This is a genomic window from Photobacterium marinum (assembly GCF_000331515.1).
GTDB lineage: Bacteria > Pseudomonadota > Gammaproteobacteria > Enterobacterales > Vibrionaceae > Photobacterium > Photobacterium marinum.
On record NZ_AMZO01000036.1, the window covers coordinates 22,810 to 39,233 of the forward strand.

Below are 16,424 nucleotides of genomic sequence, written 5' to 3' on the forward strand. Positions count from 1 at the left end.
ATTTAAAATACACCTTATGATTTGGAAAGATGATCTGGATCAAAGACCTGGCAGCCGTACACCCGATATTCTCGCCACCTTAAAGATGCAATATAAATACACCTTTAAGGAAAGCATAATGTCGAACCTAGCAATGTTTTGCCACCAGTGCTCTATGGCCCAATCCGGCGGCTGCGGCAGCACCGGAAAAACCCAAGGTACCTGTGGTAAAGACGAAACTCTGTCCCGCCTGCAGGATATTATGATCTTCGGCCTGAAAGGCCTTTCAGCCTACCGTACCCACGCCGATGATCTGGGTGCTGATACCAAGTCAGTAGATGATGTTATTGCTGAAACCCTTTACTTCACACTGACAAACGTAAACTTCAGCTTTGAACAACATATCGCTCAGTTGATGAAAGTCGGCGGTGCCGGCAGCGAAATCATGTCTCGTTTAGGTGAAGCTCACCACGGTCGCTTAGGGATCCCTACTCCTGTTTGCGTACCGCAGAACAAAGCCGAAGGTAAAGGCATCCTGGTAACCGGCCATGATCTGGATCTGTTGGAACGCCTGCTGATAGCCACCGAAGGCAAAGGCATTAACATCTACACTCATTCAGAAATGCTACCGGCTCACGGTTACCCGGAGCTGCGTAAATACAGCCACCTGAAAGGCAACATTGGTAAAGCCTGGTTTGACCAAAAGAAACTGTTCCAACAGTGGAATGGCACAATCATCGTAACCACTAACTGTATCGTACCTCCGACAGGCCGAGCAGACTACGCCGACCGCCTATACAGCTATGGCATCGTCGGTATCGATAACTGCCGCACCCTGGAAGGCGATTTCGCGCCAATCATCGAACACACATTGAGTCTGCCGGATATTGAAGGCTTCGACAGCGAAGATACGCTGATGACAGGCCATAACTACAAAACTATTCTAGGCCTGGCACCACAAATTCTGGAAGCCGTAAACGAAGGTAAGATCAAACAATTCTTTGTTGTAGCTGGTTGTGACAAGCCAGGCAAACCGAACGATTACTTCCGCGACCTGGCCCTGTCGATTCCGGATGACTGCATTATCCTGACGTCATCCTGTGGCAAATTCCGTTTCAACGATCACGACTTCGGTACAGTTCCAGGGACTGAAATCCCGCGTTATCTGGATTTGGGTCAGTGTAACGACAGCTACGGTGCAGTAATGATTGCCCTAGCTCTTAGCGATGCGATGGGCGTACCGGTTAACGAACTGCCAGTAAACATTGTGCTGTCATGGATGGAACAAAAAGCCGTTCTGATCCTGCTGGCACTATTCAACCTGGGTATTCAGAACATTTACCTGGGCCCTAACCCGCCAGAGTTCGTTAACGAAGCCATTTTTGAATTCCTGCAAGCACAGTTCAACCTGCAACTGACAAGCAACGCTCAGGAAGATCTGGCGAAGATGCTGAACCCTCAGCCACAAATTGAGGTAGTGGAAGCGTAATTCGCCTTCCTGATTAATCTCACGGGCCGGCTTTACCCTACCCACTCAGAGGTCGGCCCTTCTCAAAAATAACGATAAACGCTGACGTCTACGGTACCTGTCTTACCGGACGCTACCGTCTCAGCCGGATATACAGTGCCTGTTCGCTGGAGTTAGTTATGTCTGAACATCCACGCATTAATAGCAAAACAAATACCTACAGTACGATGGATGGCAATGAAGCTGCCGCATCTATCGCTTACCGCTGTAATGAAGTCATCGGTATCTACCCGATTACGCCGTCCTCCCCAATGTCTGAAGCCTGTGAAGTTTGGGAAAGTCAGGGGAAAACCAACCTGTGGGGACAAGTTCCGCGCGTAATTGAAATGCAGTCAGAAGGCGGAGCAGCCGGCGCGGTTCATGGGGCTCTGATGGCTGGCTCAATGGCAACAACGTTTACTTCATCTCAGGGGTTATTACTGAAAATCCCGAACATGTACAAAATTGCCGGAGAGCTGACACCTTTTGTGATGCATGTTGCCGCCCGCACTATCGCGACCCATGCGCTATCTATCTTCGGTGATCACTCTGACGTCATGGCAGTTCGCCAAACCGGATTTGCGATGCTGTCAGCAAACTCTGTTCAGCAGGCCCACGATTTTGCACTTATCAGCCAGGCAGCCACGCTTGAAAGTCGAGTACCGTTTGTTCACTTCTTTGATGGATTCCGCACATCGCATGAGATCAATAAGATCGTCACGATCGACGATGACACGATCCGCCAAATGATCTCGCAAGAAGATGTCGATGCATTCCATCAGCGCGGGCTCACACCAGATGCACCAAGCATTCGCGGTACAGCTCAAAACCCGGATACCTTCTTCCAGGCTCGCGAAGCCGCCAACGGCTTCTATCAGGCATGTCCGGATATTGTGGCTGGAAAAATGGCCGAGTTTGCCCGCTTAACCGGCAGGGAATACAAGCTGTTTGATTATTATGGTCATCCGGAAGCAACGGATGTCATCGTGATTATGGGTTCGGCATCTTCAGCTGTACAGCAGGCTGTCGATCACCAGCTCACACTTGGCAAAAAAGTCGGTGTCGTGGCCGTTCACCTGTATCGTCCGTTTTCTCTGCAACACTTCGTGTCGGTTCTGCCAACCAGCGCGAAGCAAATCGCTGTGCTGGATCGCACCAAAGAACCAGGCGCAACCGGTGAACCGCTATACCTGGATGTTATCGCCACCATTCAGCAGGCTCATGCTGATGGTCAGTATCCGCATATGCCTGCCATTATGGGTGGCCGATACGGCTTATCATCAAAAGAATTCAATCCGAGCCATGTTGTCAGTATCTTTGATGCAATGGCAGAGCAAGCGCTGAGCCATAACTTCACAGTGGGTATCAATGACGATATTACCCATCTGTCACTGCCTTCAAAAATCACGCTAGATGCAGAACCGAAAGAGCGCCTGCGCGCACTCTTTTATGGCTTGGGTGCAGACGGTACAGTCAGTGCCAATAAAAACACCATTAAAATCATTGGTGAGAATACCAAATTACATGCCCAGGGCTATTTTGTTTATGACTCGAAGAAGTCCGGCGGTACAACTGTTTCTCATCTGCGATTTGATGCAAATCCGATCGAAGCGCCCTATTTGATTGATCAGGCTGAATTTATTGCCTGCCACCAGTTCCAGTTTATCGACAAACTGGAGATGTTCGAGCATGCAGCACATCAAGGTACCGTACTGCTAAACAGCCCGCATCCGGCAGAAACAGTATGGGAATACCTACCGCATGAAGTCCAGCAAGTCATCATCGAGAAGCAGCTTAATCTCTACGTCATTGATGCAGTAAAGCTTGCGCGTGAACTTGGGCTGAAAAACCGCCTCAACACCATCATGCAAACAGCCTTCTTTGCTCTGAGTGAACTAATGCCGCTGGAACAGGCCATCAGCCAGCTGAAGCAGGCGATAGAGAAAAGCTACGGCAAACGCGGCCCTGCAATTGTCGAAGCAAACCACAATGCTGTCGATGCGACCGTAGCCCGTTTACAGCAAGTCGTTATTCCGCAGCAGGCCACCAGCCTGTTCCGCCGCCCGCCAGTTGTGAGCGAAAATGCACCGGATTTGGTTAAGCGTGTCAGCGCCATAATGATGGCAAACAAAGGTGACATGCTGCCAGTCAGTGCTTTCCCAGTCGACGGACGTTGGCCGACCGCCACCAGCCAGTGGGAAAAACGCAACATAGCCCAAGAAATCCCTGTCTGGGAACAAGACCTGTGTACCCAATGTAATATCTGTACCCTGGTCTGTCCGCATGCGGCAATTCGTGCTAAAGCGGCTACTCAGGAAGCCCTGCAGGGCGCACCTGAAGGGTTCAAATATACCGAGTACAAACAGCGCGACTTCAAAGGGCAGCAGTATACTCTGCAGGTGTCCCCTCAGGACTGTACCGGCTGTAACCTGTGCACAATGGCCTGTCCGGCCAATGACAAAAACGATCCGTCGCGCAAAGCCATCAATTTAGCACCGAAGCAACCACAGCTTGAACAACAAAGCGAAAACTACCGCTTCTTCCTTGATCTGCCGGAACTGAAGCGTATCGACATCAAACGTATTGATGCCCGCACCAGCCAGTTATTACAGCCGTTGTTTGAATACTCCGGAGCCTGCTCCGGTTGTGGTGAAACGTCATACATCAAGCTGCTGACCCAACTGTTCGGCGATCGTCTGCTCATTGCTAATGCAACCGGCTGCTCGTCCATCTATGGCGGTAACCTACCGACCACACCATATGCGGTGGATAAACACGGCCGCGGCCCGGCTTGGGCTAACTCCCTATTTGAAGACAATGCCGAATTTGGCTTGGGCATGCGCTTGGCACTCAACAGCAAACGAGACTCAGCTCTTAGCCTGTTAGACACAGCCGCTGATTTCCTGCCTGCAGAACTTATGGAGCAAATTCATCAGGATGCGTTTGACAGCAGCGAAACCGCAGTAAACCGTCAACGCCAGAACATCGCCAGACTCCGGGCTGAACTGCCATACAGCCACAACCGGCTAAATAACCAGGCAGATGATCTGGTCGCCAAGAGCAACTGGATTGTCGGCGGTGACGGCTGGGCTTACGACATTGGTTTCGGCGGCTTGGATCATGTACTGGCCGGCAGTGATAACGTGAATGTTCTGGTCATGGATACCCAAGGTTACTCCAACACCGGCGGCCAACAATCGAAAGCGACACCGACCGGTGCCGTCGCCAAGTTTGCAACTCAGGGCAAGAGCAGCAACGGAAAGGATCTGGCACTGAATATGATGATGCACGGCAATGTGTACGTCGCCAAAATCGCCCTGGGTGCCAACATGAACCAGACCATTAAAGCACTTCAGGAAGCAGAAACTTATCCGGGGCCATCACTGGTTATCGCCTATTCGCCATGTATAACCCATGGCTTTGATATGGCAGAAGGTGTCGAACACCAGCAGCTGTTGGTTGAAACCGGACTATGGCCGCTGTTCCGCTTTGATCCGCGCCGAACAGAAAAAGGCCGGGCAGCTCTGCAAATGGACTCCAAGCCACCAAAGAAAGATGTCGAAGATCTGGTCAGCCGAGAAGCCCGCTTCACCCAAATCCTGCGCCGTAATCCGGAACAGTATCAGGCTAACCTTGAACGACTTCGCCAACAAGTCGCACACAAACACTTACTGCTGGCTCAACTTGGCCTGTGGAAAACTGAAAAATAACAACCATGTCCTGCACGGCTGTATCCACTGATTATGCGGGACAAGAATCAACTGAATTTAAGCGTAAAGCTGGAGATGAACATGACAAACATTGGTATCTTTTTTGGCAGTGACACTGGTAATACTGAAAAAGTGGCAGAGAAAATTGCCGCCAACCTTAACCTGGAAGCACAAGACATTGCCGGTAGCAGCAACGACATCTTTGATGACTATGATTTGCTGATTTTAGGCACCCCAACGGCTAACTACGGTGAAATGCAGCCGGACTGGGATTACTTTGTCCCGGAGCTGGAAGATGCAGATCTGAGTGGAAAGAAAGTTGCCTTATTCGGACTGGGTGATCAGGTAGATTATCCAGACAGCTTCCTGGACGCCATGGGCGATCTGGCTGAACTCATTACAGAAGCTGGCGGCGAGTTGATTGGTGACTGGGCAACCGAAGGCTACGAGTTCAACGACTCACGCGCGGTGAACGATGGGCGTTTTGTCGGCCTAGCACTGGATGAAGATCGTCAACCGGAATTGACCGATGATCGTATCGCGACATGGCTGAATTCACTTGGGCTGACCGCCTGATTCAAACCGAAAGATACAAAAAACAAAGGCTGCATCATGCAGCCTTTGTTTTATCTCTTCCTTATCAACAAGTTTTAAATTGCGAACCTGTACGGCTAAAAGAAAACTATCTTGATGATACTGGTTGTGTATTTACTGTTTCTACTGAACGGAAACAACTTAGCTTAAATTGCAGAGCCTGCCATGGACGTCGCCATGCAAATTTTGGCATAGACCAGCGCAACACATGAGTTAACTGAAGCCGCTTGGCCGGGTGATAACATTGGCTCTTACAATTTAGACAGTTAGGCTTATCCTCACCTAAGCGACATGCAGCCACTCGTGATTCAACATATTCGATTAGCCCTTCACATTCAGGACAAATAACTGCCCCACGGTGCAACGTTTTACAATACAAGCGAATCATCGCTTTTGCTGTGTCCAGTTCACGCTGCTGACGAACTGAATGTTTGCTTTGAACTATCATAGTGGCGGTATTATCCAGAGCCGCCATAAACTAAAATTGATAAAGATCAATTTTGCACCAAGATCAAATTTTTCCACTACAATTCAACAAATCTTATAGTATAAACCTCTGCGTTTTTCCCGTTATACAATCACCCTTTCCATTTCAGGCCATCTCTGTTGACTGTTCAGACAAATATTGAGCAGCTTCTTCCACGGTCCTGTCCAATAAACACTCCAGCCTTTTATATTCGGCATCTTCTACCCATTGACGGCGTTTATACCGAAATTCAATCAACTCCGCCTGCTGCTTCAAAGCATCTGCACTAATATTACCGGCGACCCCTTTGAGGCTGTGCACCAAACGTAGCGCATGTTCGCAAATATTATCCGGCTCACTGTTTCCGACTAACACAGCCAGCTTACTGACGTCATCAGCATGCTCATTGATAAAAATCTCCAAAAGGATTCTTGCAGACTCTGCATCGTCATCCATTGAGTGCAAAAAACAATCAACATTCAGAACAGGTGAAATCGATTCCTGCCCAGGTTCAACTTGAATATCAGGCACCTCATATGAATCAACCACCATAACCTCTTCTATCGCATTCATCTTATTAGAAGCTAAAATTACTGGCTCTTCATCTACTTCACTCACCTCTTCGATCTCGTACTCAGAAGCCACTTCAGATTCAAGATAAATCACCATCTGAGCATGTAACACAGTTATCGCCTCATCAAGCAAACCTATATCTTCAATATTTACCGGCTGTCCCTGCTTAATCGTACGTTCTATCTGCTCTGTAATTTCACGTAATTGCAGAGCTTCAAGGCTGCTGGCAACCCCTTTCAGGCTATGAGCGATTCGACATGCATCTTCTGTCTGCCCTTTTAACAAAGACTCAGAAAGCAAACTGGCATCATCATTATGTTCATCAACAAAAATCTCCAGCAGCATTCTCACTGCTTCCTGATCACCATCCATATTTTCAAGCAGCAGGTCATAATCCAGAATAGCTTTGGCATTCTGAACGTCTGAACTCTTAACCGATATATGGCTCTCAGCACTTTGCTCATCTGAAATTGCAGCCTGCTCTAGTGCTGGTTCAGTAGAGCTCAGATCATTTGATGTTTCTTGCTGGCTGAGCCGCTGCTTAAGCCAGTAATACCCGACAGCCAGCATCACTATGACTGCCACCATTACACCCAGCAAGACCGAAAATGAAACTGCACCCGCATCAAACCAGAACAATTTTAATGGCATCGAGTCTGGAAATAGCGACGTCAGTGCTGCAAAGCAAACAACAAGCAACAGACATCCGACAAAAAAGAAGGTTATCGACATCAATAAAGATAAAGAAATACGCCTCGAAGCTCCGACGTCAAACGAAGGCTTATCCGGAGTCCTGGCTTTTGAAAAGCCCTCAGCCATATCTCCTGTTTGTTTATCTCCCATGTCAGCTCCTGTTATCTCTGCGGAATGAGGCTATGGGCTACGCTGTAGATTAAAAAATGCTGATAAACCATTATAGAGCCCCAAAAAAGCACAACCAGTCCCATATAGTGTCTAGTAAAACTAACCTTAGTTAACTACCGCATTCCGTTCCACCATCATTATGCAAACAAGAGCACGGCATCACACAAATATAAAAAAACCACCTTATCGGGCAGACAAGGTGGTTTATTCACAAGACTGATGCTTAATTCAATGCTTAGTTCTCAGTATTCAAGCGGCGTTGCAACTGGTCTTTAAGGTTAGGTGGTGTACCTTTAATTGTCAGGGTGTCAGTATCTGCATCATAGAAAATACGCTCACCCAACAGCATACTGTCGAAGTTGATAGAGATACCACCGCCAGAACCAACAAATTTGGTCAGCTTACGCATAGTTGTACGATCTGCCGGGAAGCTCTCTTCCAGTTCATAGCCCTGGTTCGAGGTAAACTGGTAGAAATCTGAGCCATCATCAGAAGCAGGCAGCTCTTGTGCCAGTTCTTTAACCGTAACTTCTTCACCAGCTTGCAACTGACCATTACAGTATTCATAAACCTGCTTGCGATATTCCTGCTTTTCTTCTTTATCCATTCTCGAATCAGCACAGAAGTCTTCTACCGCCTGCATCAGAACCTGGTTCTGTTCTTTCACATCAAGACCAACTTCCGCCTGAAGGAAATCCAAGAAGAAATCGGCAATCTTACGGCCAACACGCCCTTTCAGGAACGTCAGATAGCGATTAGAGTCGGCATCAGTTTCCCATGACGAAAGATCAATTCGAGCAACGATATCCATTTTGCTCACATCAAGATAATCAGTCGCACTGATATCCAGCTGCTCTGTCACTTTCATACTGTGACAGGTTGGCAGCAAACCGATGAAAAGATAATCTGTCGCCAGTGACTGATATTCAGCCAGAACCAGGGTGCCCGCTTCTGCAAACGGATATTTCGCCAACTCTGCCTGCAGTCGCTGCGCCGACTGGCTGGAAAATGTCAGGAAATCCATTTCACCGGAGCGAACCTGCTTCAGCCAGTGGCAAAACTCACTGTCATCAGCAAAATGGGCGAAACCTTTGGCTCCCTTGCTACTGTAAATTCGGTGTAGTTCTGCAACCAGGTCCTCGGTCGCCTGATCATTTTCAAGCATTTGGTTTCTAAGATGAACTTCAAGCTCATCTTGCTCATTTTTTGTCAGCTGATGAAGAATGACGTTCGAAAGAGTAAGGCTCATAATGGAAAAGTTTCAGTTAATCTAAAGTGTAGGTTATTATAAGTCGCTTTCTTTAACATTAAACAAGACTTCTTATGCCAATTATTTCAAAATACCCAAATAAAAAAGTTGAACAAATCATTGAAGATGTGTTCGATGTACTAGAGAAGCATGATGCTTCAGCAGAACTTGCACTGATGATCATGGGCAACATTGCTACCAACATCATCAATGCAGATGTACCTGCATCGCAAAGGAAAGCAATCGCAGAGAAATTCGCCCAAGCTCTGCAGACCTCTATCAAAGAAGATTAAGCTTGTTTATAAGCGTCTCATATAAGACCGGGAATTACTGACATCTATGGTCACCAGCGGTAACAATTATAAAGACAAAGTGTCCCAGCTGATCAGCTGGGGGCACTGGTTCAGCTTTTTCAATATCATCGCAGCCATGCTTTTGGGCACGCGATATATTGTGCATTCTGAATGGCCTGAAACCATCATGGGACAGCTCTACCTTGGGTTCAGCTGGATCGGGCATTTTGGCTTCCTTGTCTTTGGCTTTTATATCCTCATTCTTTTTCCTGCCAGCTTCCTGATCCCGTCACAGCGCCTGATGCGCCTGTTTGCGGTTTTGGTCGGTACTGTAGGGCTGACAGCACTGCTGCTGGACACCCATGCCTACGAATCGCTGGAATTGCACCTGAGCCCCTTAGTTTGGGACCTGCTGCTAAGCGGAGAGAAAACGGATCTGAACGCCCGCTGGCAATACCTGTTTATTACCGTTCCGGTAATTTTCCTGATGCAGTTAATTCTGTCGGAATGGCTGTGGCGCAAACTCAGGAAGCTAACCCGCAAACATGTCGGTGTTCCGATTGCCGCTGTTTTCGGCCTATGCTTCCTGAGTAGTCATCTGATTTATATCTGGGCGGATGCCAACCTCTACCGCCCGGTAACCATGCAGCGTTCAAACTTCCCGTTGTCATACCCAATGACAGCAAAAACCTTTATGGAAAAACACGGGTTACTTGATCGCCAGGAATACAGCAAACGCCTGGATGCCCAAGGCGTTGAGGAAAGCGAACAGATTCGTTATCCGATTGAAAAAATAACCTTTAATGACCAAGGTACAAGACAAAACGTTCTTCTAGTGGTAGTTGACGGCCTACGTAGCGATATGGTCAACACTGAAACCATGCCATACCTTGCTGCATTTGCGCAGCAAAACCAAAGTTTCAGCAACCATTTCAGTGCCAGCAATGAAAATGCCGGCAGCCTGTTCGGCCTTTTCTACGGTCTGCCTGGCGGTTATATGAACAGTATTCGCTCTACAGGCAATACTCCGGTTCTACTGAATACCCTAAGCAAACGTGGCTATGAATTCGGCCTGTTTAGCGGAAACGGTTTTGGTACACCGATTTATGAAGAAGCCATTTTCAACGGCAGAAAACTGCATAAAAATAGTGAAAGTGCAGATACAAGATACAGTGATAAGCAAGCAATTACTGATTGGAAAGCTTGGCTGGATGAACAAAAGGTTGATAAACCATGGTTCAGTTATATTGAGCTGGCCACTGTGGAAAACTTTGAAGAAGGCGGTAACTACATTCCGCGATTCAAGCCTTCACTGGGCACAACCAATCTTACCGCCGGCCATGCCGATACCAGCCAGCTTCTGAAAAACAGCTACAAGAATGCAGCCTATCATACTGATGAACTGCTGATTGATATCTTTGAAAAACTGGTTGCAACCGACAACTTGGCTAATACCATCGTTATTGTTACAGCCAACCATGGCACTGAGTTTAATGAAACCGGTACTAACAGTTGGGGAGCTAACAGTAACTACAGTAAATACCAGCTTCAGGTTCCGCTGGTTATCAGCTGGCCGGACACAGTTCCAGCCGTAACAGAGCGGGTCACCAGCCATCTGGATATTGTTCCTACCCTGATGGAATCACTGCTGAACACAACTACGCCGACAACGGCATACTCCAGCGGGATCAATCTTTTTGAGCCAAACCCGGAACGTCGCTGGGTTCTTGCTGGTAGTAAAAAAGATATTGTGGTGTTGCAGAAAAATACTGTCACCGTTGTCGACAAATACGGCAATTACCGTGTGTATGATCAAAACTACCAGTTGAAAGATGAAGGCAAACCGAAGCTTTCAACCTTGATGCAGGTAATGCACGAGCTCAAGCGTTTTTACCCAGTTAACTAAGTACGCAAACAAGCACAAAGGCAGCCCCATGGCTGCCTTTTGTTTTTCGGACACATAACAATTATGCTCAATAGTAATCAATATTACCGGCATAGCATTGATCGTAGCCGTCATCCCAGCCATTAGCATATTTTTTGTCCCTTTCTGCTCGCTCTGGATCACGACGAAATCCATCCTTAAAAGTCTGTGCTTCTTCCTTCCTACTGCTACAACCATCCTGGTAACCATCAAGGTAGTTACGGGTAAAACCCAGCTCCATTAATCTGTCATGCCGGGTATCCGCGCAGCTGATCAGAACCAGCGAAAGGCCGATGATCCAACCTTTCCGTAATAAAACAAGCATGCAACACTCCCTGAAAATAAGCATTACATATCATAATATGTAAGCCGTTCTCAGCAGACTGTCTTAGTTTCGACACTTCTGCTACTTTTAGTGCAACGTCTACTCCATGAGCTAAACAATGGCTCCAATGAGTTCAGAAGAAACAGAGAGTAATAATGAAGAAAAATGTCCTGATCACCGGTGCAAACCGTGGTGTCGGCCTGGCGCTGGTTAATGCTTATCTGAATGCCGGGTGGCATGTCTTTGCCTGTTGCCGCCAACCAGACTTGGCTACAGAATTACAACAACGCCAAAATGAAACTGAAGCCCTGACTCTACTTGCGCTGGATGTTACCGATCATCAGGCCATTTTATCGCTTAGCCAACAAATGGCTGATATCCCTTTGGATTTGCTGATAAATAACGCTGGCTACTACGGACCTAAAGGTTATGGTTTTGGAAACACTGATGCCGATGAGTGGAGAAAAGTCTTTGAGATCAACACTATTGCGCCGTTAAAACTAGCTGAAGCGTTTTATCCGCAGTTGAAATCAGAAAATCCGGGCATCATTGCCTGCATGTCATCAAAGGTCGGCAGCATGACGGAAAATACCAGCGGCGGCGGCTATATTTACCGTTCGTCAAAAGCAGCACTCAATTCGGTGGTTAAAAGTCTCTCCAACGACCTGCTACCTGAAGGTATTATCTCCGTTGCCCTTCACCCTGGGTGGGTCCAAACAGAAATGGGCGGGCCTAATGCTTTAATCGCCCCCCAAACTTCTGCGAAAGGCCTGATGCATGTAATCAATAACCTTTCAAAAATAGATTCCGGCACTTTCCTTGATTATCAGGGTAAAGCTGTTGCCTGGTAACAATTAGTTGTTCACATTCACGATCTGTTCACTCTTACGCCGGAAGTATTTTTCTTCCGGCAACATTGCTTTTTCAGATATCTTTCCAACATAACGCTTGTCTAACAACGGGCAAATTCGATCTGCCAACAAACCTAAAATTAAACAGTCTAAGTTGTGCAATGACTCGCAATTTACAAAAATGCAATTATTTTCACATCAATATGTGTGATTAGCACGAACAATAATTTCACTGATCGTTAAAAATACTGCCATCAACAAATAGTAATATCCAAAATGGACAGCTGACGTTGGCAGAAAATGAGCGATTGAATACGTTTTACCACCACCTGATGAGTGTCTGGGGAAAAACACACGGCCTACGGACAATTTGTGAGCTCACTTGCAGGCACTTAGCCGAAGATTTCGCTGCCACTCAGGTACAACTTATTGTTGCCTATCAGGCCCGCTGGAATACCTTGCTGAGAATGGATGAATCAGGGATCCACTACCAATTTCCACCAACAAAGATCAAAGAAAACAATCGAATCCCTTTTTCTCAAATCACACACACTATCCGGATAAACAACGCCCGTCTAGACAACATAGAAAATGGTTGTCGGTTGTGGTTGCCGCTGGAAAGGCGCTCAGTCATTATCGGCCTTCTGATCATCGACTTGCCAAAAGATCCCCATTTGCAATGCTCTGATTTCAACTACTTGGCTACATTGCTCGCTTCTGAACTGGATGCGGGTTTGCTCAGTGAAAGTATCGAACATGAGCACCATGGCCGCCGAACAGCTGAACGTGAACTGCAAATCAGCCAGCATGAACAACAGGCTTTACAGGAGCAACTACAGGCCCTGCATGACATCTCATTCAAGCTTTGGCGTGCGCGCTCCATTGATGACATGCTTTTTACTGCTGTTGACGAAGCCAAGAAAGTACTCCATGTCGACCGGATGGCAATCTTTTTGTGCAAAGGGAACAACCTAATGCAGGGTACTTATGGTACCGACCTGTTTGGTAACACCATTGATGAGCAATACTTTGAATCAAAGATTCCAGATGACTATTGGTACACTAACAACAAACAAGTACTGAAAGAGTACCTTTCAGTCAATGAAAACACCCCGCTCTATCATGATTTCAAGCAAGTGGGATTTGGATGGAATGCCTATATCTCCCTATGGGACGAAGATAGTCCTGTAGGTTGGATAGCCTGTGACAACCTACTGACAGGAATGCCGTTTCTCAGTTATCACCGCCAGCTGTTAAAGCAGTTCGGCTTCATAGTTTCTCAACACCTGGTACGCAGGCAAGCAGAAGAAAAGCTGATAAAACTGAACAAAGAGCTGGAGCAACGAGTTCTGGACAGAACTGCTGAACTGGAGCGAGTGAACGGGCAGCTTGAAAAAATATCCCGCCTTGATCCCCTGACCTCTGTGTCCAACCGCAGGGTGTTTGATCAAAGGTTTAGGGAAGAATGGTTACATGCAAGTCGCCACCAGCAACCATTGTCACTTCTGCTGATCGATGTGGATCATTTTAAGTCTTATAACGATAATTATGGTCACGCCGCCGGAGACCGATGCCTGAAGATGATTGCCAGCACCCTGGAATCACTTGAGCGGCGCTCAGGCGCTTTGTTTGCCCGTTATGGCGGTGAAGAATTTGTCCTACTGCTGCCTAATCAGGATCAGTTCAGCGCTGGTTATATCGCCCAGCGTGCGTTACATGCCATCCAAATGCTGGAAATCCCGAGAATCAATGGTGCAGACAGTGCTGCGACCATTGTCTCGATCAGTATCGGGGTCAACACTATTATCCCGACAGAAAATAATTCTCCGGATATATTCTTCAAAAAAACTGATAAAGCGCTTTATCAAGCAAAGGATAATGGTAGAAACCAATTCTGCGTCAGCAGTTAACCAGCTTTCTTCTTCGTGGCTTTTCTGGTTCCTGCACTAGCTGTCGATTTCGAGCCGGACTTAGCAGTGCCTTTACGATATCGACGCTTCTTCCCACCTTTAAACGGTTCCGGCGATTTCAGCTCGCGAAGGCTTGGCGGCACCTCGCTTTGTCTGACGTTATCCATCATCAGCAACAGCCTTGACTGGAGGGCATCCATAAAAGGCTGATAAGCACATTTCTTTTCCGCCATATCCTGCAACTGATGCTCCCAATGTGCCGTCATATCGGGATAGGTTGCCTCATCCGGCAGCGCATAAACCAGACCACGACCAGCTTCAGTTGCATGAATACTCTTTCCCTGACGCATCAGTAACTGACGTTTAAACAAGGTATCCAAAATGCCGGCCCGGGTGGCTTCGGTGCCGAGACCATCTGTTTCCCGCAATATCTTCTTCAGCGATGAATCAGAAACAAAACGAGCAATACCTGTCATCGCCTGCAAAAGTGTTGCTTCAGTAAACGGCTTTGGCGGCTCTGTCATCTTGTCTTTGATTTCACCATCCTGACAAGTCAGCACTGTTCCCTTTTCCAAAGGTGGCACCTTATCCGCCAAATCTTTGTCCTCGGTTGAATCATTACGTCCCAGCAGTTCGCGCCACCCAGGACTCATCAACTGACGCCCCTTGGCAATAAAGAGTCCACCAGCAATCGTAAAAGCCAGTTTCGCCTCGCTATAAACCGCTGGCGGATAAAACTGCATCAGATACTGGCGGGCAATCAGCTGATAAACTTTATTTTCGCTGCTGCTCAAAGCCGCAGCGTTCACTGCCTTAGGGGTAGGAATAATCGCATGGTGAGCGTCTACTTTCTTATCGTTCCAAGCTTTGGATTTCAAAGAAGTATCAGCACCGTTTACCGCGTTGCTCAGCTCACCAGCATTATTGGCGATAGCCTGGCAGACATCATTTGCCTGCCTGAAATGATCCACCGGTAAATAGCGACAGTCAGAGCGAGGGTAAGTGATCACTTTATGCTTTTCATAAAGCGACTGACAGTTTGCCAGTACATCGGCAGCACTCATACCGTAACGCTTGGCAGCGTCGATCTGCAATGCTGAAAGTGAATAAGGTAAAGGCGGAGCCTGCCGGGTTTCTTTTCGTTCAGACTCTGTAACCTCCGCAGGTTGCCCCTTAATTCGACCAACAACATTTTCACACAACTGTCGGTTGAGAATCCGCCCATCTTCATCCTGCCAGGGTTTGCAGGCATCACTTGGTTTCCAGCGCGCACGGATCATGATGTCCTGATACGGAATCAGGGCAAACACTTCATAAAATGGCTTAGGAACAAAATTGGCAATTTCGTCATCACGGCGTGTCACCAGTCCCAGAACCGGAGTCTGCACCCGTCCAACAGACAACACGCCACGATAGCCGCCCTTCTGACCCAGCAGGGTATAAGCCCGTGTCATGTTCATACCATAAAGCCAGTCCGCACGAGAACGGGCCAAAGCTGAGACAGATAGCGGGATAAAGTCCCGGTTGCTGCGCATCTTACCTAATGCACGCTTCACTGCCGCCGGGTTCAAATCTGAAATCAGCAACCGTTGCATATTGGCTTTCTTGCTTTGTGCCAGTTTAACGTAGTCGATCACTTCATCAACCAACAACTGCCCTTCCCGATCCGGGTCTCCGGCATGAACAACTTCCGATGCTTTTTTTGCCAGCTTTCTGACCACAGAAAGCTGCTTACTGGCCGACTTTCTCGGTGCCAGTTGCCATTGCAGAGGAATAATCGGCAAATCACCCATATTCCATTTTTTATATTTCTCATCATAGGCATCAGGCTCAACCTGCTCAAGCAAATGCCCTATACACCAGGTCACGATGTCTCCATTGCCTACCTCGATATAACCGTCATGGTTTTTATGGGGACGAGGTAATACAGCCGCAATGGCGCGACCTAGGCTTGGTTTTTCAGCAATATACAAACGGGTCATGGAAGTTGTTCACTCATTCTTTTGAGCTGAACTATAAGAAAAAAGAACGATGAGGACAAGAAATACTGGATATAGATACAGGAGAAACAAATTCGAGATGCGACAAATACTAAAGGGAAGAGAAACGAAGTAAACAGTAACTTCGCTTCTCTTTACCATTAGGACTTAATTTCGATCCGGTGGCTTAAAATAAAGCC

General features: G+C 47.4%; 12 protein-coding genes. 7 read left to right on the forward strand and 5 right to left on the reverse strand.

Going from position 1 to position 16,424, the window contains the following annotated elements:
* The first annotated feature begins 118 nt into the window (after positions 1-118).
* From hcp to fldA, 3 genes are all read left to right on the forward strand, one after another.
* Positions 119-1,468, forward strand: a complete 1,350-nt coding sequence (gene hcp / locus C942_RS20775; RefSeq protein WP_007469967.1) for a hydroxylamine reductase — start codon at positions 119-121, stop codon at positions 1,466-1,468.
* A 158-nt stretch (positions 1,469-1,626) separates the two neighbouring features.
* The gene (gene nifJ / locus C942_RS20780) at positions 1,627-5,196 is read left to right on the forward strand and encodes a pyruvate:ferredoxin (flavodoxin) oxidoreductase (RefSeq protein WP_007469969.1); all 3,570 of its coding nucleotides are present in this window, start codon (positions 1,627-1,629) and stop codon (positions 5,194-5,196) included.
* Positions 5,197-5,277: 81 nt separating this feature from the next.
* Positions 5,278-5,772 carry a flavodoxin FldA gene (gene fldA, locus C942_RS20785; protein ID WP_007469971.1) on the forward strand — a complete coding sequence of 165 codons (495 nt, stop codon included), beginning with the start codon at positions 5,278-5,280 and terminating at the stop codon, positions 5,770-5,772.
* A gap of 106 nt (positions 5,773-5,878) precedes the next feature.
* Here fldA and C942_RS20790 read toward each other — a convergent pair whose 3' ends face one another.
* The 3 genes from C942_RS20790 to yejK form a co-directional block, all read right to left on the reverse strand.
* Positions 5,879-6,265 carry a nitrous oxide-stimulated promoter family protein gene (locus C942_RS20790; protein WP_332308711.1) on the reverse strand — a complete coding sequence of 129 codons (387 nt, stop codon included), beginning with the start codon at positions 6,263-6,265 and terminating at the stop codon, positions 5,879-5,881.
* Between the two features lie 117 nt (positions 6,266-6,382).
* Positions 6,383-7,672, reverse strand: a complete 1,290-nt coding sequence (locus C942_RS20795) for an Hpt domain-containing protein (RefSeq protein ID WP_007469975.1) — start codon at positions 7,670-7,672, stop codon at positions 6,383-6,385.
* Positions 7,673-7,928: 256 nt separating this feature from the next.
* Positions 7,929-8,942, reverse strand: a complete 1,014-nt coding sequence (gene yejK, locus C942_RS20800; RefSeq protein ID WP_007469977.1) for a nucleoid-associated protein YejK — start codon at positions 8,940-8,942, stop codon at positions 7,929-7,931.
* A 74-nt stretch (positions 8,943-9,016) separates the two neighbouring features.
* Here yejK and C942_RS20805 point away from each other — a divergent pair, with 74 nt between their 5' ends.
* Positions 9,017-9,235, forward strand: a complete 219-nt coding sequence (locus C942_RS20805) for a YejL family protein (protein WP_007469979.1) — start codon at positions 9,017-9,019, stop codon at positions 9,233-9,235.
* 46 nt (positions 9,236-9,281) lie between these two features.
* Positions 9,282-11,141 (forward strand): DUF3413 domain-containing protein, encoded by a 1,860-nt coding sequence (locus tag C942_RS20810; RefSeq protein ID WP_007469981.1) that lies wholly within the window; start codon positions 9,282-9,284, stop codon positions 11,139-11,141.
* A 67-nt stretch (positions 11,142-11,208) separates the two neighbouring features.
* Here C942_RS20810 and C942_RS20815 read toward each other — a convergent pair whose 3' ends face one another.
* On the reverse strand, positions 11,209-11,484 hold the full coding sequence (locus tag C942_RS20815) for a hypothetical protein (RefSeq protein ID WP_007469983.1): 276 nt from the start codon (positions 11,482-11,484) through the stop codon (positions 11,209-11,211).
* Between the two features lie 155 nt (positions 11,485-11,639).
* Between C942_RS20815 and C942_RS20820 the strand changes: the two genes are divergently transcribed.
* Together C942_RS20820 and C942_RS20825 are read left to right on the forward strand one after the other, a co-directional pair.
* Positions 11,640-12,335, forward strand: coding sequence for an SDR family oxidoreductase (locus tag C942_RS20820; RefSeq protein WP_007469984.1), 696 nt, complete (start codon positions 11,640-11,642; stop codon positions 12,333-12,335).
* 290 nt (positions 12,336-12,625) lie between these two features.
* Entirely contained in the window at positions 12,626-14,245 is a 1,620-nt protein-coding gene (locus C942_RS20825; RefSeq protein WP_007469988.1) for a sensor domain-containing diguanylate cyclase, read from the forward strand.
* Here the strand turns inward: C942_RS20825 and C942_RS20830 are convergent.
* Positions 14,242-16,227, reverse strand: a complete 1,986-nt coding sequence (locus tag C942_RS20830; RefSeq protein WP_007469989.1) for a DNA topoisomerase III — start codon at positions 16,225-16,227, stop codon at positions 14,242-14,244. The genes C942_RS20825 and C942_RS20830 overlap by 4 nt on opposite strands.
* Positions 16,228-16,424 lie beyond the last annotated feature (197 nt).

What these genes read in the sequence shown, in the direction of transcription:
- C942_RS20805 (WP_007469979.1), top strand. Translation starts at nt 9,017, where the DNA reads ATGCCAATTATTTCAAAATACCCAAATAAAAAAGTTGAACAAATCATT.
- C942_RS20810 (WP_007469981.1), top strand. Translation starts at nt 9,282, where the DNA reads ATGGTCACCAGCGGTAACAATTATAAAGACAAAGTGTCCCAGCTGATC.
- hcp (WP_007469967.1), top strand. Translation starts at nt 119, where the DNA reads ATGTCGAACCTAGCAATGTTTTGCCACCAGTGCTCTATGGCCCAATCC.
- C942_RS20795 (WP_007469975.1), bottom strand. Translation starts at nt 7,672, where the DNA reads ATGGGAGATAAACAAACAGGAGATATGGCTGAGGGCTTTTCAAAAGCC.
- yejK (WP_007469977.1), bottom strand. Translation starts at nt 8,942, where the DNA reads ATGAGCCTTACTCTTTCGAACGTCATTCTTCATCAGCTGACAAAAAAT.
- C942_RS20830 (WP_007469989.1), bottom strand. Translation starts at nt 16,227, where the DNA reads ATGACCCGTTTGTATATTGCTGAAAAACCAAGCCTAGGTCGCGCCATT.
- nifJ (WP_007469969.1), top strand. Translation starts at nt 1,627, where the DNA reads ATGTCTGAACATCCACGCATTAATAGCAAAACAAATACCTACAGTACG.
- C942_RS20815 (WP_007469983.1), bottom strand. Translation starts at nt 11,484, where the DNA reads ATGCTTGTTTTATTACGGAAAGGTTGGATCATCGGCCTTTCGCTGGTT.
- C942_RS20820 (WP_007469984.1), top strand. Translation starts at nt 11,640, where the DNA reads ATGAAGAAAAATGTCCTGATCACCGGTGCAAACCGTGGTGTCGGCCTG.
- C942_RS20790 (WP_332308711.1), bottom strand. Translation starts at nt 6,265, where the DNA reads ATGGCGGCTCTGGATAATACCGCCACTATGATAGTTCAAAGCAAACAT.
- fldA (WP_007469971.1), top strand. Translation starts at nt 5,278, where the DNA reads ATGACAAACATTGGTATCTTTTTTGGCAGTGACACTGGTAATACTGAA.